Annotated in this window: 15 protein-coding genes; 10 read left to right on the top strand and 5 right to left on the bottom strand. The window is 64.8% G+C overall.

The window, feature by feature from the left end; all coding sequences use genetic code 11:
- Positions 1 to 8: 8 nt before the first annotated feature.
- The 3 genes from ACY34H_RS09045 to ACY34H_RS09035 are packed head-to-tail and all read right to left on the bottom strand — an operon-like array spanning position 9 to position 5,710.
- Complete coding sequence (locus tag ACY34H_RS09045) at positions 9 to 2,864, bottom strand: glycosyl hydrolase 115 family protein (RefSeq protein ID WP_464977160.1); 2,856 nt, start codon at positions 2,862 to 2,864, stop codon at positions 9 to 11.
- Between the two features lie 3 nt (positions 2,865 to 2,867).
- Positions 2,868 to 4,454 carry a glycoside hydrolase family 43 protein gene (locus tag ACY34H_RS09040; RefSeq protein WP_464977159.1) on the bottom strand — a complete coding sequence of 529 codons (1,587 nt, stop codon included), beginning with the start codon at positions 4,452 to 4,454 and terminating at the stop codon, positions 2,868 to 2,870.
- Positions 4,451 to 5,710, bottom strand: a complete 1,260-nt coding sequence (locus tag ACY34H_RS09035; RefSeq protein WP_464977158.1) for an SGNH/GDSL hydrolase family protein — start codon at positions 5,708 to 5,710, stop codon at positions 4,451 to 4,453. The genes ACY34H_RS09040 and ACY34H_RS09035 overlap by 4 nt, the downstream gene beginning before the upstream one ends.
- A 198-nt stretch (positions 5,711 to 5,908) precedes the next feature.
- Between ACY34H_RS09035 and ACY34H_RS09030 the strand changes: the two genes are divergently transcribed.
- The 10 genes from ACY34H_RS09030 (at position 5,909) to ACY34H_RS08985 (ending at position 20,417) form a co-directional block, all read left to right on the top strand.
- The gene (locus ACY34H_RS09030) at positions 5,909 to 7,321 is read left to right on the top strand and encodes an enolase C-terminal domain-like protein (RefSeq protein ID WP_464977157.1); all 1,413 of its coding nucleotides are present in this window, start codon (positions 5,909 to 5,911) and stop codon (positions 7,319 to 7,321) included.
- A 46-nt stretch (positions 7,322 to 7,367) separates the two neighbouring features.
- The gene (locus ACY34H_RS09025) at positions 7,368 to 8,585 is read left to right on the top strand and encodes a fumarylacetoacetate hydrolase family protein (protein WP_464977156.1); all 1,218 of its coding nucleotides are present in this window, start codon (positions 7,368 to 7,370) and stop codon (positions 8,583 to 8,585) included.
- Entirely contained in the window at positions 8,585 to 9,382 is a 798-nt protein-coding gene (locus ACY34H_RS09020; protein ID WP_464977284.1) for an SDR family NAD(P)-dependent oxidoreductase, read from the top strand. The genes ACY34H_RS09025 and ACY34H_RS09020 overlap by 1 nt, the downstream gene beginning before the upstream one ends.
- Entirely contained in the window at positions 9,379 to 10,254 is an 876-nt protein-coding gene (locus ACY34H_RS09015; protein WP_464977155.1) for an SMP-30/gluconolactonase/LRE family protein, read from the top strand. The genes ACY34H_RS09020 and ACY34H_RS09015 overlap by 4 nt, the downstream gene beginning before the upstream one ends.
- Before the next feature lies 1 nt (position 10,255).
- Positions 10,256 to 12,022: an IlvD/Edd family dehydratase gene (locus ACY34H_RS09010; protein ID WP_464977154.1), complete on the top strand. Its 1,767-nt coding sequence runs from the start codon at positions 10,256 to 10,258 to the stop codon at positions 12,020 to 12,022.
- Positions 12,023 to 12,428: 406 nt separating this feature from the next.
- Positions 12,429 to 13,427, top strand: coding sequence for a D-xylose ABC transporter substrate-binding protein (gene xylF / locus ACY34H_RS09005; RefSeq protein WP_464977153.1), 999 nt, complete (start codon positions 12,429 to 12,431; stop codon positions 13,425 to 13,427).
- 18 nt (positions 13,428 to 13,445) lie between these two features.
- A complete protein-coding gene (gene xylG / locus ACY34H_RS09000; protein WP_464977152.1) occupies positions 13,446 to 14,975 on the top strand; it encodes a D-xylose ABC transporter ATP-binding protein in 1,530 nt (509 codons plus the stop codon).
- Positions 14,976 to 14,997: 22 nt separating this feature from the next.
- Positions 14,998 to 16,140, top strand: coding sequence for a sugar ABC transporter permease (locus ACY34H_RS08995; RefSeq protein ID WP_464977151.1), 1,143 nt, complete (start codon positions 14,998 to 15,000; stop codon positions 16,138 to 16,140).
- 71 nt (positions 16,141 to 16,211) lie between these two features.
- Positions 16,212 to 18,605 carry a glycoside hydrolase family 3 N-terminal domain-containing protein gene (locus ACY34H_RS08990; protein WP_464977150.1) on the top strand — a complete coding sequence of 798 codons (2,394 nt, stop codon included), beginning with the start codon at positions 16,212 to 16,214 and terminating at the stop codon, positions 18,603 to 18,605.
- A gap of 492 nt (positions 18,606 to 19,097) precedes the next feature.
- Positions 19,098 to 20,417 (top strand): acyltransferase family protein, encoded by a 1,320-nt coding sequence (locus ACY34H_RS08985; RefSeq protein WP_464977149.1) that lies wholly within the window; start codon positions 19,098 to 19,100, stop codon positions 20,415 to 20,417.
- A gap of 150 nt (positions 20,418 to 20,567) precedes the next feature.
- Here ACY34H_RS08985 and ACY34H_RS08980 read toward each other — a convergent pair whose 3' ends face one another.
- Positions 20,568 to 20,879, bottom strand: a complete 312-nt coding sequence (locus ACY34H_RS08980) for a hypothetical protein (RefSeq protein ID WP_464977148.1) — start codon at positions 20,877 to 20,879, stop codon at positions 20,568 to 20,570.
- A gap of 36 nt (positions 20,880 to 20,915) precedes the next feature.
- Positions 20,916 to 21,578, bottom strand: a complete 663-nt coding sequence (locus ACY34H_RS08975) for a thiol:disulfide interchange protein DsbA/DsbL (RefSeq protein WP_464977147.1) — start codon at positions 21,576 to 21,578, stop codon at positions 20,916 to 20,918.
- Positions 21,579 to 21,586: the final 8 nt, after the last annotated feature.

Below are 21,586 nucleotides of genomic sequence, written 5' to 3'. Positions count from 1 at the left end.
CCGTCACCTTACTTGATGCGCGGGCTTTCCTGCGGCCCGAGATAGCTGGGCTTCATGCCGCCCGCATCCACGACCACCTTCTGCAGCACCACCGCCGGATCGACCGCCCAGATCTTCAGCACATGCGCGCCCGGCTTGCCGACCGCATGCCGCGTCGTGAACACAGCGGCACCGTCGCCGACGATTTTTTCCCAGAATTTTTCGGAAGCGTCGGCATGCAGGTTGACGATCTGCGGCGCCTCGTCGTCGAACGCGATCGCGTAGCGCAAGCCCTGGCCCGGCTGGAATTTCAGGGTCGGCGCCACGGTGACATGCACCTTCACGCTGCCGCTGCTGAACAGGTGCATGTCGTATTCGAGGCGCATGCCGTCGGCCGGCGCCAGCGCCGGCGCATCGACCGGCAGGGTCGTCATGCCGGACAGCGTACGGCCATGGTCCGGCACGTTGAGCCACTCGCGCCCCGGCGCGGCCACCGCGCGGGCATAGTGCTCGGCTTCGATCGACACCACGCCATGGGTTTCCACGAAGCCCCGCACCGGCACGACACCGGCCGGCTTGTGCACCGGCACTTCGATCTTCGCTTCACCGTTCGGACCGGTGACGACCAGGGTGGCATTCTTCACACCTGCCGGCACCTGGTCCCAGCGCGCATCGACCACGATGCGCTGCACCTTGTCCACTGTGCCGGCAGTCCTGTCGAGCACGATCCACGGTTCGCTGGCGCGCACCGAATACCGGAACGGCGTGCCGCCCCGGTTGAACAGTTCCAGCACGCGCGGCTTGCGCTCGAAGGCATCGAGCGCCGGCAGCTTCAGTCCCTGCGCATCCGGCCAGGCCCCTTCGCTGCCTTCGACGGCGATGCCCAGCGCGCCGGCTTTCGGTACCTGCACTTCGCTGACGGCCGGCATCACGTTGACCGGCGGCTGCTGCCAGTACGTGTAGCCCAGGTGGGTCTGCGCCATCATGTGGTTCCACTTGCCGCCATTGATCGCGTGGTAGCGTCGCGTCAGCGCGGCGTCGTCGCGGAACAGCGCGCGGGCGCGTTCGGCCATGTCGTTCGCCGCCGCCCTGCCCTGTTTCGCATACAGCCGGTTCAGGCCCGCCGCCGCATACAGCTCGTTGACGATGGCGCCCGCCTTCACCGGGTGCAGCACCAGCTGGTAGAACGCATCGCGGCGTTCCTTCGGCAGGCCGGAGGAGATTTTCTCGGCACGCGCCTCGAGTTCGCGGTACTCGGCCACGATGCGAGCCGATTCGCCGTAGTTCACCAGGCTGTAGGTGTCCGGCTCCAGCATCTCCGGCCGGCGGCGGCCGTTGTACTTGGCGTACTTCGCCACGATGTCGGCAATGTCCGCCGCATCGCGTGCGCCGAACTCGCGCGCCGCCCACAGCCGCAGGTATTCCTGCAGGCGGTCGGCCGGCCAGGCAGCCGGGTTCCACGCATACGACAGGAAGAACTCCATCGGCACTTCCATCGGCTTCAGGTCGCCCACGTTGACGATCCACATGCGCGTCGCCTCATGCTTCCAGGCCAGGTGCATCTGCTCCCACACTTTCGGCAGCGGCGTCACGTTCAGCCATTTGTAGTTGCGCGGCCCGCCCACGTAGTCGAAGTGGTAATACACGCCGGCGCCGCCGGCCCGCTTGCGTTCCTGCGCAGTCGGCAGGCGGCGGATATTGCCCCAGTTGTCGTCGCACCACAGCAGCAGCACGTCGTCCGGTACGCGCATGCCCTGCTCGTAGTAATCCTGCACTTCCTTGTACAGCGCCCATGCCTGCGGCACCTTCGCCATGTCGGGGTCCAGTTCCTCGCCGATCATCCTGCGCTGGTCGGACACGATTTTCTCGAGCAGCGCGACATTGGCATCCTGCGACATCGGCTCGTCGCCATCGCCGCGCATGCCGAGCGTGACGACCTTTTCGTAGCCGCGCGTCTTCTTCAGGCCGTCGCGCCAGAAGTCCTTCAGCACGTTCTCGTTGCGGCTGTAGTCCCACGGTCCCTTGCCGTAGCGCGACCACTCCTTGTGGGCGCGCATCATCGGCTCGTGGTGCGAGGTGCCCATGACGATGCCGTATTCGTCGGCCAGCCGGCCGTTTTCCGGGTCGTCGTCGAAGAAGGCGGCATCCCACATCGCCGGCCACAGATAATTGCCGCGCAGGCGCAGGATCAGCTCGAACACGCCCTTGTAGAATTTGCTGTTGTAGCCGCCGTAGCGTTCCTTGGCCCAGCCGGTCAGCGCCGGCGCCTCGTCGTTCAGGAAGATGCCGCGGTATTGCACCACCGGCGCATCCTGCAGCGCCGTGCCGGCCTGCGCGTACAGCGACTTGCGCTGTACCGGCGGCACGTCGGCCCACCAGTACCACGGCGAAACGCCGATCTGTTCGGAGACTTCGTAGATGCCGTAGATCGTGCCGCGCTTGTCGCTGCCGGCGATCACCAGCGCGCGCTGCACGCCGGGCATCGGATTGCGAACGGTGCGCACGATGTAGCCTTCCCACTTGCCGCGGATGGCCGCCACGTCGAGCATGCCGGACTGCGCCAGGCCGTCGATCAGCGCGCTCTTGCCGATGGTGCCGGCAATGACGATATCGATGCCGACCGGTTTTTCCCGATCTCGGACCTGGCGCAGCACCGGCTTCACGCCACCGACGCGGGCAAGGTCGGCCTGCAGGTCGCCGGCCGCACGCAGCACGCCCTTGTGATCATTGGCGTCGACGAAGATCGGCGCCGCCCTGCCCCTGGCCAGCAGTTCTACCGCATCGGCATGTTCGCGTTCGAACGCGATGAAGGGCTTCTGGCCCAGCGCCTGCGCGGCGCCGGACAGCTGGAGCAGCAGCGCCAGCAAAATGAAACGCAACAACATCGATCAGTCTCCCAGCGGTTCGTAGTCGAACCAGTCCACATCGGCCGGCGCACCGGTCGCGACCACGCCGGCAAACACGCCGGTAAAGCCGCCCGCGTCTTCCGACGACAGCGCCGCGGTCGGCGCGCTTCCCAGCACCACCGGCTTGCCGCCGTCCTGCAGATAGCTGAATTCGTAGCGGTCGGGCCATGCGCGCACCTGCAGGTCCACCGCACCGGGACGCAGCGCGGTCGAGGCTACCACTTTGCTTTCTCCCTTGACCCGCGTGACGAACTCGATGCGCCGGGCCGCCTGGCTGCCGCCGATCCGCAATTGATAGTGATTGGCTTCGTTCATCCGCAGTGCAATGCCGGCATACTGGCCCGCCCCTTCCGGCTTGAAATCCATGCGCGCGGCGATGCGGGCGTTCAGGTGCTGCTGGCGCCGTGCCACGAAGGCCGGCGTGGCCACGTCGTCCAGCGTGGCCTGGTTGCCGTTCAGGCGCAGGAAGCCGGGCCTCGCCGCCAGCGAATACAGGCCGGCAGACGGGCCGCGCACGAACGTCCAGTGCAGGTCCAGCTTCGGCTGGTCGAACTGCGTGCGCACCGGAGCCTTCGGCAGCGGCGACAACGGCGGCAGGCCGGCCGCGCTCATCTCCAGCGCCAGCGGTTTTCCGCCGTTGACGACGGGCCAGCCATCCTGCCACGTCACCGGCGCCAGCAGTGTTTCCCGGCCAAGGTGATGCTTGCGCTTGCCACTTTGATCGTTGGGCCGCACGCCCAGCAGCACCATCCACCATTTGCCTTCGTCCGTCTGCACCAGGTCGCCGTGGCCGGTGGCCTGCAATGGCGATTCCGGATGATCGCGGTGCGACAGGATCGGGTTGCCTTTGTGCGCCTCGAACGGCCCGAACGGCGACTTCGAGCGCGCCACCGTGATCATGTGCTCGTACGAGGTGCCGCCTTCGGCGATCATCAGGTAATACCAGCCGTCGACCTTGTACAGGTGCGGGCCTTCCGGCCACACGCCGCCGGTACCGTTCCAGATCCGCTTCGGTTCATCGAGCAGCGTGCCGGTCCTCACGTCGATGCGCGACTGCACGATGCCGCCCTTTTCTCCGCCGTCGTGCCGCGTGTAGTACACCGTGCCGTCGTCGTCGAAGAACAGCGACGGGTCGATCCATGGCGTCTTTTCCTTCAGCCACACCGGTTCCGACCACTCCCCGGCCGGGTCCTTCGTGTGGACGATGAAATTACCGCCGGTTTCGACGTTGGTGGTGATCATGTAGAAGGTGTCGCCCACGCAGCGCAAGGTCGGCGCATAGATGCCGCGCGAGGAGCGCTGGCCCTTCAGCGGCAGTTGCGATTCGCGCGTCAGCGCATGGCCGATCAGCTTCCAGTTGACCAGGTCGCGGCTGTGGAAGATCGGCACGCCGGGGAAGTACTCGAAGGTACTGTTGGCCAGGTAGTAATCCTTGCCGACGCGGCAGATGCTGGGATCCGGGTGAAAGCCGGTGATGACGGGATTGCGATAGGTTTCGGCCGCCTGGGTTCCCGCGGCAAGCAGGAACGCGCCGGCGAACGCCGCGGCCTTCAGCATGGCGCGCGTCATTGCCCGGCTCCGCAGCTGGTGCGCAGCGCCTTCAGCGGCACCGCTTCGGCCATCGCGCGCAGGCCGGCGATCGACGGATGCAGGCCGTCGTTGTCGTATTCCTTGCGCAGCTTGTCCGGCTGCTGCGGGTCGCGCAGCGCCGCGTCGAAGTCGGCCACCGCGTCGAACACGCCGGACTTGCGGATCCAGTCGTTCAGCTGCTGGCGATCCGCCTCGTTGGTGGCGGCGGGACGGTAGTAGTCGCTGCCGGCATACGGTGTGACGGTGCCGCCGATCACGCAGATGCCGTGCGCATGGGCGCGCTCGACGAGCTGGCGATGCGCCTGCTGCAGATCCTCGACCAGCTTGGCCCGCGCGGCCGGGATGTCCTCGCCGTTGCGGTGCTGCCCGCCCAGGTCGTTCACGCCGATCATCACGACCGCGTGCGTGACGCCGGCACGGCCGATCACGTCGCGGTCGAAGCGCGACGCCAGGTTCGGGCCCAGGCCGTCGCGCAGCATCCGGCCGCCGCCGATGCCCACGTTGACGACGCCCATCGCCTTGCCGCCCTGCGCGATGCGGCTGGCCAGCACGTCCGGCCAGCGGTCGTTGCCGTCCGTCGTGGTGCCGTAGCCGTCGGTGATCGAATCGCCGACGGCAACCACGGCCCCCACGTCGCGCGGCGCCTGCACTTCGACGTCGGCCAGCATGTACCAGCGCGGGATCTTCTCGGCGCCGCTCCATGCCGCATCGAGCGTGCGCTGGCCCTTGGCCACGAAGCTCGTTGCGCGCGAGCCCGGGTGACCGGTCTGCTTCGACGGCGCGCCATTGAAGTACAGAGACACGGCGATATCGGCGCCGGCCTTGTGCGGCAGGGCGACCACGTCGCTGTAGTACTCGGCGCCGGCCGGGATCATGACGGAGGGACGGCCGCCGAAGGTCAGCGCCTTGGCCGATTGCGGATCGATATCCGGATTGCCGGGCGCCTTCGCCAGGCCGATGCCGGCCGCTTCCACCGTCAGCGGCGTGGTGCCGAACGCATTGCTGATACGGACGCGCAGTTTTTCACCGCCCAGCGCCACGTGCACGATCTGGCGCAGCGTGGCGTCGCGCCAGTGCTCCTGCGGCAGTTCGTTCGGCCCTTCGGGCACCATCTGGGCCGCGCCCCACGAGGCGACCCAGTGCCATTTTTTCGGTGAATCGGCGGCCGTTGCCGCGCTGGCGGCCAGCAGCAGGCCGGCCGCGAGCGCGGCCAGGTGCATCTGCGTTTTCTGCATGTTGTCTCCGTTTTTATCGTGTCTGGAAGTTGCTTTCCAGCACTTTGTCCGTATCGAGCGGCGTGCGGTTCACGCCGGATGTCGTAGCGCTATCTTTACCATCCGAATTGCCCATCTTTACAGCGCGGATATGTTGACTTGGCATTCCAAATGCCGCACACTGCAAAATGTTAGCGCTATTCATTTTAGGTTAAGCCGATGGTACAGGCAACATATAATAACGAGACGAATGTGGGGACAAAAACGCCCGTGATCACCGCGATGCAGGTGATTCCAGTGGCCGGCCACGACAGCATGTTGTTCAACCTGTGCGGCGCGCACGGCCCTTATTTCCTGCGCACGCTCGTGCTGCTGACCGATAGCGCGGGCAACACCGGCATCGGCGAAGTACCGGGCGGCGCCGGCATCACGAAGGCGCTGGAAAATTCGATTCCCCGCGTGGTCGGCACGCAGATCGGCCGCTTCAACCGCACCCTGAACGCGGTACGCGAAGGCATCGGCGGAAAAGCCAGCGGCCCGCAAACGCTGCAGCACCAGGTCACCTCGGCAGCCGAGGCGGCGGTGCTCAAGCAACCCCATGAAATCAACCTGCGCCTCGAGAACGTCGTCACGGCGATCGAGGCCGCGCTGCTCGACCTGCTGGGCCAGCACCTCGGCGTGCCCGTCTGCGAACTGCTCGGCAGCGGCCAGCAGCGCGACCGGGTGCCGATGCTCGCCTACCTGTTCTATATCGGCGACCGCACGCGCACCGACCTGCCCTACCTTGAGGGCTCGGGCAAGGCGGACGACTGGTATCGCATGCGTCACCAGGAAGCCATCACGGTGCAGGCCATCGTCGAGCAGGCCGAAGCCACGGTGGCCCGCTATGGCTTCCGCGACTTCAAGCTGAAGGGCGGCGTAATGCGCGGCGAGGAAGAAATCGCCGCCGTCACCGCCATCAAGCAGCGCTTTCCCGATGCCCGCGTCACGCTCGATCCGAACGGTGCCTGGTCTCTCGATGAAGCGATCCGCCTGTGCCGCAACCAGGGCCACGTGCTGGCGTATGCCGAAGACCCGTGCGGCCCGGAGAACGGCTACTCGGGCCGCGAGATCATGGCCGAATTCAAGCGCGCCACCGGCCTGCCGACCGCCACCAACATGATCGCCACCGACTGGCGGCAAATGGCGCATTCGCACCTGCTGGGCGCCGTCGACATCCCGCTGGCCGACCCGCACTTCTGGACCATGCAGGGTTCGGTGCGCCTTGCCCAGCTGTGCCAGGAATGGGGCATGACGTGGGGCTCCCATTCGAACAACCACTTCGACGTGTCGCTGGCGATGTTCACGCACGCGGCCGCCGCCGCGCCGGGCCGCATCACGGCGATCGACACGCACTGGATCTGGCAGGAAGGGCAAGAGCGCCTGACCCGCGAGCCGCTGCAGATCGTCGGTGGCGAAGTCGCCGTACCCGATCGCCCCGGCCTGGGCATCGAACCGGACCTGGACCGCATCGCCGCCGCGCACGAGCTTTACAGGAAAGTCGGCACCGGCGCGCGCGACGATGCGATGGCCATGCAATATTTAATTCCCGGATGGACCTATTCGCCCCGGCTGCCGAGTCTCGGCCGCTGATACGATCCGGTTTTTTCATCCATAACCAGAACAAGAGGAGACTCACATGAAGGAAGCGCCAGCCTTGACTTTGTTGCCTGCCGACCTGCCGCAGGCTTTGCTCGTCGGCCGCGTCTGGCGGAGCGGTGACATCGACGGCCCCGCCGTCGTCGCCGTCCGCAATGGCGAAGTGTTCGACATCACGCGCCACGCGTCGACGGTTGCCGAACTGCTGGAACGCGACGACCGGGTCGCCATCGTTCGCTCGGCACCGGGCGAATCGCTGGGCCGCGTGGAAAAGCTGATCGAGAACGCGCTGTCGGCCAACCCGGCCGCGGACGTGCCGCGCCTGCTGGCACCGAACGACCTGCAGGCCATCAAGGCCTGCGGCGTGACGTTCGCCGTCAGCCTGCTGGAACGCGTCATCGAGGAACAGGCCAACGGCGATCCGGCCCGCGCCGAACAGTTGCGCGGCGAGCTGCTGGCATCGATCGGCGCCGACCTTTCCAGCATCAAGCCCGGTTCGCCGCAGGCCGAACAGCTGAAGCAGGAATTCATCAGCCGCGGCGCCTGGTCGCAGTACATGGAAGTGGGCATCGGCCCGTATGCGGAAGTGTTCTCGAAGTCGCAGCCGATGTCGGCGGTGGGCTTCGGCGCCGACGTGGGCCTGCACCCGGAATCGAAGTGGAACAACCCGGAGCCGGAAATCGTGCTGGCCGTGACGAGCCAGGGCAAGCCGGTCGGCGCCACGCTGGGCAACGACGTCAACCTGCGCGACATCGAAGGCCGCAGCGCGCTGCTGCTCGGCAAAGCCAAGGACAACAACGGCTCCACCGCGATCGGCCCGTTCATCCGCCTGTTCGACGACAAGTATTCGCTCGACACCGTGCGCAATGCCGAAGTGCGCCTGACCATCGAAGGCGCGGACGACGAGTTCGTGCTCGACGGCGTGAGCCTGATGAAACAGATCAGCCGCGATCCGCTCGACCTGATCGGCCAGACCTGCGGCGCGCACCACCAGTACCCGGACGGCTTCATGCTGTTCCTCGGTACCATGTTCTCCCCTATCAAGGACCGCGACGCCAAGGGCGGCGGGTTCACGCACCACAAGGGCGACCGCGTCACCATCGCGAGCCCGGCACTGGGGGCCCTGATCAACCACGTTCACCGGAGCGACGAGATCGCGCCATGGACGTTCGGCGTTCGCGCCCTGTACAACAACCTGGCACGCCGCGGCTTGCTGGGGAATGTGACTGCAGCAACCAAAGCAACTGGAGAAAAATGATGGCTGGCGAAACAAGGCAACCATTCGAATACGCCACCTACCCCGACCTGAAGAACAAGCGTGTCGTCGTCACCGGCGGCGGCACCGGCATCGGCGCGGGGATCGTCGATGCGTACGTCAGGCAAGGCTCGCAGGTGGTGTTCCTGGACATCGCCGACGAACCGTCGCAGCAACTGGCCGCCAGCTACCCTGGCGCGGCGCACCAGCCGCGCTACCTCCACTGCGACATGACGAACATTGATGAGCTGAAGAAAACGTTTGCAGACATCGAGCGCGAGATCGGCGGCGTCGACATCCTGATCAACAATGCGGCCAACGACCACCGCCACGCCGTGGCCGACGTCACGCCGCAGTACTGGGACGACAGCCTGGCCGTCAACCTGCGCCACCAGTTCTTCTGCGCGCAGGCCGTGGCGCCGGGCATGAAGAAGAACGGCGGCGGCGTGATCCTGAACTTCGGTTCGATCTCCTGGTACCTGGCGCTGCCGCAGCTGACCCTGTACATGACCGCCAAGGCGGCCATCGAAGGCCTGACGCGCGGCCTGGCCCGCGACCTGGGCAACGACGGCATCCGCGTCAACACGGTCATTCCCGGTTCGGTGAAGACGCCGAAGCAGATGGCGCTGTGGTACACGCCGGAAGGCGAAGCGCAGATCATGGCGTCCCAGCTGCTGAAGGAGCGCATCGAGCCGGAAGACGTGGCGGCGCTGACGCTGTTCCTGTCGTCGAACCAGGCATCGCGCTGCACCGGCCGCGATTACTTCGTCGACGCCGGCTGGTACGGAGACGGCAAATGACGTCCGTGGCCAAAGCGGCGCCCGAGTGCATCTGGCCGCTGGAAGCCACGCTGGGCGAAGGCCCGATCTGGCATCCGGCCGAGCAGATGCTGTACTTCGTCGACATCAAGCAGCACAAGCTGCACCGCTGCGATGCGCACGGTGAAAACCGCCAGACCTGGGACATGCCGGGCGAGACCGGCTTTGCCCTGCCCGCCGAACGCGGCGGCTTCGTCTGCGGCCTGGCCGGCAAGCTGGTGCACTTCGATCCGGCGACGGGTGAGTTCACCCCGGTCACCGAGTTCGAAGCGGACCGCCCGGGCAACCGCCTGAACGACGGCCACGTGGCGCATGACGGCGCCGTGTGGTTCGGTTCGATGGACAATGCCGAAGCGTCGGCCAGCGGCGCCCTGTACCGCTACGACGGCGAACTGACAAAGCATGACGACGGCATCATCATCACCAACGGCCCGGCGTTTTCCCCGGACCGCCAGACCTTCTACCACACCGACACCTTCGGCAAGACCGTCTACGCGTTCGACGCGAGCGCCGAGGGCACGCTGGCCAACAAGCGGGTGTTCGCCGCCATCGCCGAACCTGGCTGGCCGGACGGCAGCGCCGTCGACGCCGCCGGCAACGTATGGGTGGCGGTGTTCCGCGGCGCCCGCGTGCTGTGCTATTCGCCCGCCGGCGAGCTGCTGCAAACCATCGACTTCCCGGTGCCGAACATCACCAAGATCGCCTTCGGCGGCCCGGACCTGAAAACCGCCTTTGCCACGACCGCCACGAAAGGCCTCACGCCCGACGAACGTGCCGCCGCCCCGCTCGCGGGCGGCGTGTTCGCGTTCCGCGTCGACGTGCCCGGCCTGCCGCAGCACATGATTGGATTCTAAAATGACCCGCCGTTACCGTTCCCAGGACTGGTTCGACAACCCCGACCACATCGACATGACCGCGCTGTACCTGGAGCGCTTCATGAATTACGGGATCACTCCCGACGAGCTGCGCAGCGGCAAGCCGATCATCGGCATCGCCCAGTCGGGCAGCGACATCAGCCCGTGCAACCGCATCCACCTGGACTTGGCCAAGCGCGTGCGCGACGGCATCCGCGATGCCGGCGGCATTCCGATGGAATTCCCGCTGCACCCCATCTTCGAGAACTGCCGCCGCCCCACCGCCGCGATCGACCGCAACCTGGCCTACATGGGCCTGGTGGAGATCCTGCACGGCTATCCGATCGATGCCGTGGTGCTGACCACCGGCTGCGACAAGACGACGCCGGCGCAGCTGATGGCTGCCGCCACCGTCGACATCCCGGCGATCGTGCTGTCCGGCGGACCGATGCTCGACGGCTGGCTCGATGGTGAGCTGGTCGGTTCCGGCGCGGCCATCTGGAAAGGCCGCCGCCGCCTGGCTGCCGGCGAGATCGACAACGAGAAGTTCCTGGAAATCGCCGCCGCGTCCGCGCCGTCCGCCGGCCACTGCAACACGATGGGTACCGCCTCGACGATGAACGCCATCGCCGAAGCGCTGGGCATGTCGCTGACCGGCTGCTCGGCGATCCCGGCACCGTACCGCGAACGGGGCCAGATGGCCTACGAAACCGGCCGCCGCATCGTGGCGCTGGCCGAGCAGGACATCCGCCCGACGGCGATCCTGACGCGCGAAGCGTTCCTCGATGCGATCGTCACCAACGCGGCGATCGGCGGTTCCACCAATGCGCAGCAGCACATCATGGCGATGGCGCGGCACGCCGGCGTGGAAATCCATACCGAAGACTGGATGAAGTACGGCCACGACGTGCCGCTGCTGCTGAACATGCAGCCTTCGGGCAAGTACCTGGGCGAACGCTTCCACCGCGCCGGCGGCGTGCCGGCCGTGATGTGGGAACTGGAACAGAACGGCCTGCTGCGTTCCGACCGGCTCACCGTCACCGGCAAGACCATGAAGGACAACCTGGTCAACCGCGAAACCAACGACCGCGAGATGATCTGGCCGTTCGCCGCGCCGCTGAAGGAAAAGGCGGGCTTCTTCGTCCTGTCCGGCAACCTGTTCGACTTCGCGATCATGAAGACATCCGTGATCTCGGACGAATTCCGCGCGCGCTACCTGAGCAAACCAGGCAGCGAAGGCGTGTTCGAAGCCCGCGCCATCGTGTTCGACGGTTCGGACGACTACCACAAGCGCATCAACGATCCGTCGCTGAACATCGACGAGGACTGCATCCTGGTGATCCGCGGCGCCGGCCCGATCGGCTGGCCCGGTTCGGCCGAAGTCGTCAACATGCAACCGCCCGACGCGCTGATCAAGCGCGGCGTGAAGAACCTGCCGACCTTGGGCGACGGCCGCCAGTCCGGCACGTCGGACAGTCCGTCGATCCTGAACGCCTCGCCGGAATCGGCGGTGGGCGGCGGCCTGGCCTGGATCCGCACCGGCGACACCGTGCGCATCGACCTGAACAACGGCACCGCCAACATGCTGGTCGACGACGCCGAGATCGAACGGCGCAAGGGCGACGGCATCCCGGCCTTCCCGGCCAGCCAGACGCCGTGGCAGCAGATCTACCGCTCCACCGTCGGGCAGATGCAGTCGGGCGCCTGCATGGAGCTGGCGCTGGAGTACAAGAACGTCGCGGGCGTGCTGCCGAGGCATAACCACTGATTGACCACTAACGGTGGATCCGCAGGGGGCGAAGCAGGGGTTTCGAGGAGCATGCTCCTCGCCTGCGTAGCGGTGATTCCTTGCAAGGGATCACTCCTTCCTGTCCCCGGTAAGTGCTGGCACTAGTGCTTGCCACCAGCGTCACAAGGGGACTGACCCCGGTTTTTACTGGATGCATCAGCACGCCGGCAAAAACCGGGGTCAGTCCCCTGACGGCGCCAACGGCAAAAGCACTCGCCAACACTTACCGGGGACAGACCCCTGTGACGCGGACGCCGTCTGCAACATCGAACAATTACTAGCAACATCAAGCATCAAACAGGAACCGTACCGAACACCAAAACGCGCATCACTCATCCAAAGATAACAACAACAGGCCACCGGCCACCCATCTTAGGAGACACACATGAAGTTGAAGATCGCCATCGCGAGCGTCCTGCTCGCCCTTACCTCCACCGCCGCCCTGGCGGATGCGAAAAATCCGAAAATCGGCTTCTGCATCGACGACCTGCGCCTCGAGCGCTGGACGCGCGACCGCGATTACTTCGTCAAGGAAGCCGAGCGCCTCGGCGCCAAGGTCTATGTGCAGTCGGCCGATGCCAGCGAACAGCGCCAGATCTCGCAGATCGAGAACCTGATCTCGCGCGGCGTGGACGTGCTGGTGATCGTGCCCTACAACGCCACGGTACTGAACAACGCGATCCGGGAGGCGAAGAAAGCCAAGATCAAGGTGGTGTCGTACGACCGGCTGATCCTGAACTCCGACGTGGATGCGTACATCTCGTTCGACAACCAGAAGGTGGGCGAACTGCAGGCGGAAGCCATCAAGGCCATCAAGCCGAAAGGCAACTACTACCTGCTGGGCGGCGCGCCGACCGACAACAACGCCAAGATGCTGCGCGAGGGCCAGCTGAAGGTGCTGCAGCCGCTGATCGACAAGGGCGACATCAAGGTGGTCGGCAAGCAGTGGGTGAAGGACTGGAGCGCTTCGGAGGCGATGTCCATCGTCGAGAATGCGCTGACCGCGAACAACAACAAGATCGACGCCATCGTCGCATCGAACGATGCCACGGCCGGCGGCGCGATCCAGGCGCTGACCTCGCAGAAGCTGCAGGGCAAGGTGCCGGTCTCCGGCCAGGATGCCGACCTGGCCGCGGTGAAGCGCGTGATCGCCGGCACCCAGGCCATGACGGTGTACAAGCCGCTGAAGCTCATCGCCACCGAAGCGGCGAAGCTGTCGGTGCAGCTGGTGCGCAACGAGAAGCCAGGCTTCAATTCGCAGTACAACAACGGCGCGAAACAGGTGCCCACACTGCTGCTGAAACCCATTCCGCTGACGAAGGCCAACGTGCAGGTGCTGGCCGACGACGGGTTTTATTCAAAGGCCCAGTTGACCGCGAATTGATAAAGGTCACCTGAGCGAATGAGCGATTACCTTCTCGAGATGCGCGGCATCGTCAAGCAGTTCGACGGTGTGCGCGCACTGAATGGCATCGACATCAAGGTGAAGGCCGGCGAATGCGTCGGCCTGTGCGGAGAAAATGGCGCCGGTAAATCCACGCTGATGAAGGTGCTGTCCGGGGTCTACCCGCACGGCACCTACGACGGCGAGATTTATTGGGACGGCGCGCCATTGAAGGCCACCTCGATCCGTGAAACGGAAGCCGCCGGCATCGTCATCATCCACCAGGAACTGATGCTCGTGCCGGAACTGTCGGTGACGGAAAATATCTTCCTCGGCAACGAGATCACCCTGCCCGGCGGGCGCCTCGACTACGGCACCATGAACCGCCGCGCCAACGAACTGCTGGCCGAGCTGAATATCCGCGACGTCAACGTGGTGCTGCCCGTGAAGCAGTACGGCGGCGGCCACCAGCAGCTGATCGAGATCGCCAAGGCCCTGAACAAGAATGCCCGGCTGCTGATCCTGGACGAACCGTCGTCGTCGCTGACGACGTCCGAGATCCGCATCCTGCTCGACATCATCCACCAGCTGAAGGCCAAGGGTGTCACCTGCATCTATATCTCGCACAAGCTCGACGAGATCGCGGCGATCTGCGACACCATCGTGACGATCCGCGACGGCCAGCACATCGCCACCACGCCGATGCGGGAGATGAGCGTGGAAAAGATCATCGCGCAGATGGTCGGCCGCGAGATGAACCAGCTGTATCCGGAGAAGCGGCACACGCCGGGCGACGTGATCTTCGAGGCGAAACACGTGACGTGCTGGGACCCGGACAACCCGCAAAGGAAGCGCGTGGACGACGTGTCGTTCACGCTGCGCCGCGGCGAGATCCTCGGCATCGCCGGCCTGGTTGGTGCGGGCCGCACCGAGCTGGTATCGGCCATCTTCGGTTCGTACGAAGGCCAGTACCGGGCCGAGGTATGGTACGACGGCAAGCGCTGGGATACCGGCTCCCCGTTGAAATCGATCCGCGCCGGCCTGGCGATGGTGCCGGAAGACCGCAAGCACCATGGCATCGTGCCTGACCTGTCGGTGGGCCAGAACATGACGATGGCGGTGCTGCAGCAGTTTTCGCATGGCACGCGCATCGACCAGGACGGAGAGCTGAAGGTGATCCGCGAAGAGATCGGCCGGCTGAAGCTGAAGACAGCCAGCCCGTTCCTGCCGATCACCGGCCTTTCCGGGGGCAACCAGCAGAAGGCCGTGCTGTCGAAACTGCTGCTGACGAAACCGAAGATCCTGATCCTCGACGAACCCACGCGCGGCGTCGACGTGGGCGCCAAGTTCGAGATCTACCAGCTGATGCTGAACCTGGCCAGCGAGGGCATCCCGATCGTCATGGTGTCGTCCGAACTGCAGGAAGTGCTGGGCGTTTCCGACCGCGTGCTGGTGATCGGCGAGGGTCAATTGCGCGGCGACTTCGTCAACGACAACCTGACGCAGGAAACCCTGCTGGCCGCCGCCCTGGCGCAACCGCTTCACTGACGGGCTCTATCGAAAACTACTCATGAAAAGCAATCAATTCAAAAAGCTGTTCACGCAGTACAAGATGCTGGCCCTGCTGGTCGCGATCGTGCTGATCTGGGGCTTCTTCACGTGGATGACGGAAGGCGGCTTCCTCACGCCGCGCAATATGTCGAACCTGATGCGGCAGATGGCGGTGACCGGCATCCTGGCCTGCGGCATGTCGCTGGTGATCATTGCCGGCGAGATCGACCTGTCGGTCGGTTCGCTGCTTGGCCTGCTGGGCGGCGTCGCGGCCGTGCTGGACGTCACGCACGGCATGGGCCTGCCCGCGAACATGATCGCCGTGCTGGCGGTGGGCCTGTTCATCGGCCTGTTCAACGGTTACCTGACTGCCTACCTGCACATCCCGTCGTTCATCGTCGGCCTGGGCGGCATGCTGGCCTACCGCGGCATCCTGCTCGGCGTGACCGATGGCGTGACGATCGCGCCCGTGTCCGAGGAATTCGTCTACATCGGCCAGGGCTACCTGCCGCCGCAATGGGGCATCGTGCTGGGCGTGACGCTGTGCGTGATCGCCATCGCGCTCACGGTCCGCCAGCGCAAGAGCCGCGCGCACCACGGCCTGGAACAGACGCCGCCCTGGCGCGAAGGCCTGCGCCTGGGCATCATCGCCGCCGTGGTGTTCGGCATCGTAAGCACGCTGAACAGCTACGAAGGCATTCCGCTGCCGGTGCTGCTGCTGCTCGCGCTGCTGGGCGTGTTCACCTACATGACGACGCAGACCGTATTCGGCCGCCGCATCTACGCGGTGGGCTCGAACATGGAGGCGACCCGCCTGTCCGGCATCAACGTGAAAGCCGTCAAGCTGTGGATCTTCGGGATCATGGGCCTGATGTGCGCGCTGGCGGGCCTGATCAACACGGCGCGCCTGGCAGCGGGCGCACCGTCGGCCGGCACCTCGGCCGAACTCGATGCGATCGCCGCCTGCTTCATCGGCGGCACGTCGATGCGCGGCGGCTCCGGCACCGTCTACGGCGCGCTGATCGGCGCACTGGTGATGGCGAGCCTGGACAACGGCATGTCGATGCTGGACGTGGACACGTACTGGCAGATGATCGTCAAGGGCGGCATCCTGACGCTGGCCGTGTGGGTCGACGTGGCCACGCGGACCGGCAAGCGCTGAACCACCGCGCTTGCCGGGGCGCTATCCATCCTGCACCGGCAAGCGATCAACAAACAAGAACGAGGAGATACATGCAACACGAATCGAACAACGGCCGCCGGCGCTTCCTGGCAACGATGGCGGCAGCCGGCGCGGCCCCTACCCTGTCGATCGCCGCGACGGCACGCCCGCTCTACAAGGATCCGGCGGCGCCGGTGCCGAAGCGCGTCGACGACCTGCTGAAGCGGATGACGCTGGAAGAGAAGATCGCGCAGATGGATTGCGTGTGGAACGAAAAGGGCAGGATCGAGGACAACGGCGCCTTCTCGGCCGCCAAGGCGGCAAAGGTGTACCCGCACGGTATCGGCATGCTGGCCCGGCCCTCCGACCGGCAGGGCAAATCCGAAGCGGGCGGCGCGGCGGCTGCCGGCGACGACGGCGCGCGCCCGAACCGCGGCGCGCAGGACACCGCCAACTACGTCAACGCGGCGCAGAAATGGGCGCTCGAGCAGACCCGCCTGGGCATCCCGCTGTTCATGCACGAGGAAGCGCTGCACGGCTATGCGGCGCGCGATGCCACCTCGTTCCCGCAGGCGATCGGCCTGGCCTCGTCGTTCGACACGGACCTGGTGACGAAGGTGTTCTCGGTGGCGGCGCGCGAAATGCGCGCGCGGGGCGCGAACTTCGCGCTGGCGCCTGTGGTCGACGTCGCGCGCGAGCCGCGCTGGGGCCGCATCGAGGAAACCTATGGCGAAGATCCGCACCTGAGCGCGGAGATCGGCAAGGCTGCCGTGATCGGCTTTTCCGGCACGTCGCGGCAACTGGCGAAGGACAAGGTGCTGGCTACGCTGAAGCACATGACGGGCCACGGCCAGCCGGAATCGGGCACCAACATCGGCCCGGCGGAGATCAGCGAGCGGACGCTGCGCGAGGACTTCTTCCCGCCGTTCGAGCGGCTCGTGAAAGAAACCACGGTGGCGGCGATCATGCCGTCGTATAACGAGATCGGCGGCGTGCCGTCGCATGCCAGCAAGTGGATGCTGAACGACGTGGCCCGCAAGGAATGGGGCTTCAAGGGCGTGATGGTGTCGGACTACATGGGCATCAGGGAACTGGTGACGCGCCACCACCTGGCCGCCACGCCGAAAGAAGCCGGTTACTACGCTGTGAAGGCCGGCGTGGATATCGAAACCCCGGATGGCCACGGCTACCGCCACCTGGCCGAACTGGTGAAGGAAGGCCGCGTCTCGGAGAAAGAGATCGACGCCATGGTGCGCCGCATCCTCGAACTGAAATTCCTGGCTGGCCTGTTCGAGAATCCGTATGCCGACGCGGCCAGCGCCGATGCGCGGACGGCGACGGCGGCCGACGTGGCGCTGGCGCGCGAAGCGGCGGGCCGCTCGGTGGTACTGCTGAAGAACGACAAGGGCGTGCTGCCCCTGCAAGCTGGCAAGGTCGGCAAGCTGCTGCTGCTCGGCACGCACGCGAAGGACACGCCGATCGGCGGCTATTCCGATATTCCGCGCAAGGTCGTGTCGATCCACGAAGCGCTCGCCGCGGAGGCGAAAGCGCAAGGCTTCGGCTTCGACTACCGCGAAGGCGTGCGCATCACCGAGGAGCGCATCTGGGGCAAGGACGAGATCCGCTTCACCGCGGCCGATGTCAATGCGCGGCTGATCGCCGAGGCGGTGGCGGCGGCGAAGACGGCCGACACGATCGTCATGGTCCTGGGCGACAACGAGATGACCAGCCGCGAAGCATGGGCCGACAAGCACCTGGGCGACCGCGCCACGCTGGACCTGATGGGCCAGCAGAACGATCTCGCGAAAGCCATCTTCGACCTGGGCAAGCCCACCGTCGTGTTCCTGCTGAACGGCCGGCCGATGTCGATCAACCTGCTTGCCGAGCGTGCCGACGCGATCGTCGAAGGCTGGTACATGGGCCAGGAAACCGGCAACGCTGCGGCCGACGTACTGTTCGGCCGCGTCAACCCGGGCGGCAAGCTGCCGGTGTCGATCGCGCGCAACGTGGGCCAGCTGCCGATCTTCTACAACCACAAGCCCTCGGCGCGGCGCGGCTACATCGACGGCAGCACGAAACCGCTGTATCCGTTCGGCTTCGGGCTGTCGTACACCACGTTCGACATCTCCGCGCCGCGCCTGAAGAAGGCGACGATCCGGCCGGACGAAACCACGCAGGTCGAGGTGGATGTGACCAATACCGGCAGGGTCGCCGGCGACGAGGTGGTGCAGGTCTACATCCGCGACGACATTTCGTCCGTGACCCGCCCCGTGCTGGAATTGAAGGCATTCCGCCGCGTGACATTGCAGCCGGGCGAAAAACGCACGCTGGTGTTCGACATCAAGCCGTCCGACCTGTGGTTCTACAACGTCGACATGAAACGCGTCGTCGAACCCGGCAGCTTCACCATTCATGCCGGGCCGGACAGCGTGCGGCTGAAATCGGCGAAATTGCTCGTCAGCTGATGTTCCCCCAGCCCGGCTGGCAGGCAAGCTGCCGGCCGGGCCTTCGATGCCGCGCGCTTGCGCGGCATGCTGCCCGCACCCGCACCCGCGCCCGGTCGCGTTGGCGCGGCAAATATCATGAAATAACGCTTGATATCCCCATAGGTATAAGGCTATAGTTATGCAAAATTCAACTTTGCATGACTTTCCTGCCTTTTGCATGACTTTCCTGCCTATTTCTCTGGCGCCAAGTCGTTGAAGCGCGGCACGCAAACAACACTCAGCAATCAAATCAGCACGTCCATGGGTGCGCGATGGCTCGGGTATACAGGCATGACTCTCCGTCTCTATCGTTGACGACAGCAAGGCCGGGCTTCGCGCAGCGGCACCATTGCTCCCCCATGCCATGGAGGCATCCCGGATGGCTGACGCCGGTCGTTGACAGCGGCACCGCCATGTTCCGCACTGCCGCGCTGACGATCGGGCACCTCACCAGATTTGCCGGAACAGCGGATGTTTCCTCAAGATCCAACACAAAAAACCCGAAGAATGAAAATTGAAAACGTCGAGCCCGTGCCCGGCCAGCTGAACAGCGAAAAACCTGCAGCCGGACGAAAGGAATTCTGGGCATTGAACTGGCTACGTTTCGTCGTCGCCCTTTATATCGTTTTATTCCATACCATGTATTCCCGGTATGCTCCCCTCAAGGATACCGCGTTCGACAAGTTATTCGGCCTGGGGAACTGGGGCACGAGTATATTCTTCGTCCTCTCCGGCTTCCTGCTGACACATGTTTATGTCGTCATGAAAGACGGGCGCCCGTTCAACAAACGCAATTTCCTGACAGCGCGTTTGTCGACGCTGTATCCGCTGCATGCCGTCGCGTTGCTGTTCGCCCTGGTACCCATTGCCTTGATGGTGCATGCGATGGGCGGGCTGTATGTCCCCACTGAATTGTCCGGCCCGGGCAAGCGCATGCTGGGAACAGCGGAGATCGGCTTCACGCTGTTCATGAATTTCGCCATGCTGCATGCATGGAATCCTTACTACCTGATCATTAACTATCCGTCGTGGTCCATTTCCACGCTGATGTTCTTTTATCTGCTCTTCCCCGTGCTGGCGCCGAAAGTCTACAGGATGAAATATCCCGTCTATGGGCTGGTGATCCTGGGGATCCTGTTCACCATCCCGGGCGCGATCGCGCATTTCACCGACAGGAACGACGTCGTCACCGATGGCTTGTTGCACAGGAACCCCGTGATCCGCCTTCCGCTGTTCGTGGCCGGGATGGTGTTGTGCGTCCTGTTTGCGCGCTCCAGTGCGCCCGCGCCGAAGAAACTGATCGTCGCGCTGGCCGGCGTGGTACTCGCCACCCTGGCCATTGCCTTGAGTTTCCAGGGACCCGAGTACCATCCTCACCTCTTGAGGAATGGCCTGTACTATCCGGCGAGCCTTGCCATCATCTGGCTGTGCGTATGCGTGCGGCCGACAACGAATGGCGCACTCAAGTATTGGGGCGCCCGCCTGGGTTCGGCATCGCTGCCGATGTTCCTGCTGCATGCGCCGACCTATATGCTGTTCGAGAAAGTCGAGAAGCTCGTCAGGGCGGTGGCGCAGAACCTCGGCGCAAAGCCCTCGGCCATTCTTGCCGCCGCGCGCGACATCGACTTGTCGCTGGCGTTTTATCCGCTCTATGTCGTTTCGCTGGTCATCCTGTGTGTCGTCGTGCAGGAGCGTTTCGTGATCCCGGTACAGGCGAAAATCCGCAACCGCCTGTCCAGCCGTACAATGGCGGATGCGCTGGACAAGGAAGCGCGGACCGGCACCGCCTGATCGATACGCTGACGCGATGGCAGCGCAGAGGCGGGAAGATAACAGCCCGCAAAAAAAGCCCGCAAAGAAATAGCCCACAAACAAAAAAGCCGCAAACAAAAAAGCCCGCAATCGCGGGCTTTTTGTTTGCGGGCTTGACGGCGGCGCCGCTTATTTTTCCGGGGCCAGGTGCCCTAGGCCATAGCCGAGATGCTGCCACCAGTGCTCGCGCGAACGCACGGTCAGCAGGCACGTCCTGTCGACTTCCTCCTTGAACACCCGGTCCTGGCATTGTTTGGTCATCAGCGCATGGCGCTGGTTCTCGGCATTGACCAGCGCCGCCGCCAGCCAGCAGCCCAGGATCGCCAGCAGCACCACCAGGCTCCATGCCAGGTGGTTGACGTTGCTGGCGCTGAAGAGCCGCTTTTCATCCGGCTCCAGCGCGTCGAATGCCTCCATGATGCCTTTTTCGCGATCGGTCATGACACTACCCCTGCCTTGTAAGTATTACAGAATCTCTTATTTCTTCTCGGCCGCTGCCTTGGCCACGAGCTGGTCCAGGACAGCCATCGTCTGGCGGCCGGCCTGCGCCTCCGAGGTACCGGGCGCGCCGGCGAGCGACGGCGACGTCATGTAGCGGCCATCGACGACCAGCGTGGGCGCCGAGCTGACCTGGTACTTCGTGATCGTGCTGGCAAGTGACTTCATCTTAGTCTGCACGCTGAAGGAATTAAAGAGCTGTTCGTAGCGCGTCTTGTCGATGCCGTTCTTGACCAGGAATTCCTTCATCTGCTCGTCGCTGCGGTAGATGCGCTGGCGCTCGCCATGGATCGCACGCAGGATCTTGCTGTGTACCAGTTCGGTCTGCCCCATCGCTTCCAGCGTCACGTAGGCATGCGCCAGCGGATCGGTGGGGTTTTGCGCGAAATGCAGCCGCTTGAACACGATGCGGTCGCCCTGCTTCTTGACCCACTCTTCCAGCAACGGATCGAGCGAATAGCAGTGCGGGCAGGTGTACATGAAGAACTCGATGACCTCGACCTTCTTGCCCGGCGCGGTGGCGGCTACAGGCGTGCTCAGGGTCGTGTAGCCTGGACCCGCGGCGTAAGCCGTGGCGGAAAAACTGGCGGAGAACGCCAGCGTGACGGTGGCGGCAAGCATGAGGCGGCGCATTGGACGCATGATCTTCC

It is taken from the genome of Pseudoduganella sp. jia 9 (genome assembly GCF_055502615.1).
This window is presented reverse-complemented; position numbering and strand designations above follow the sequence as displayed.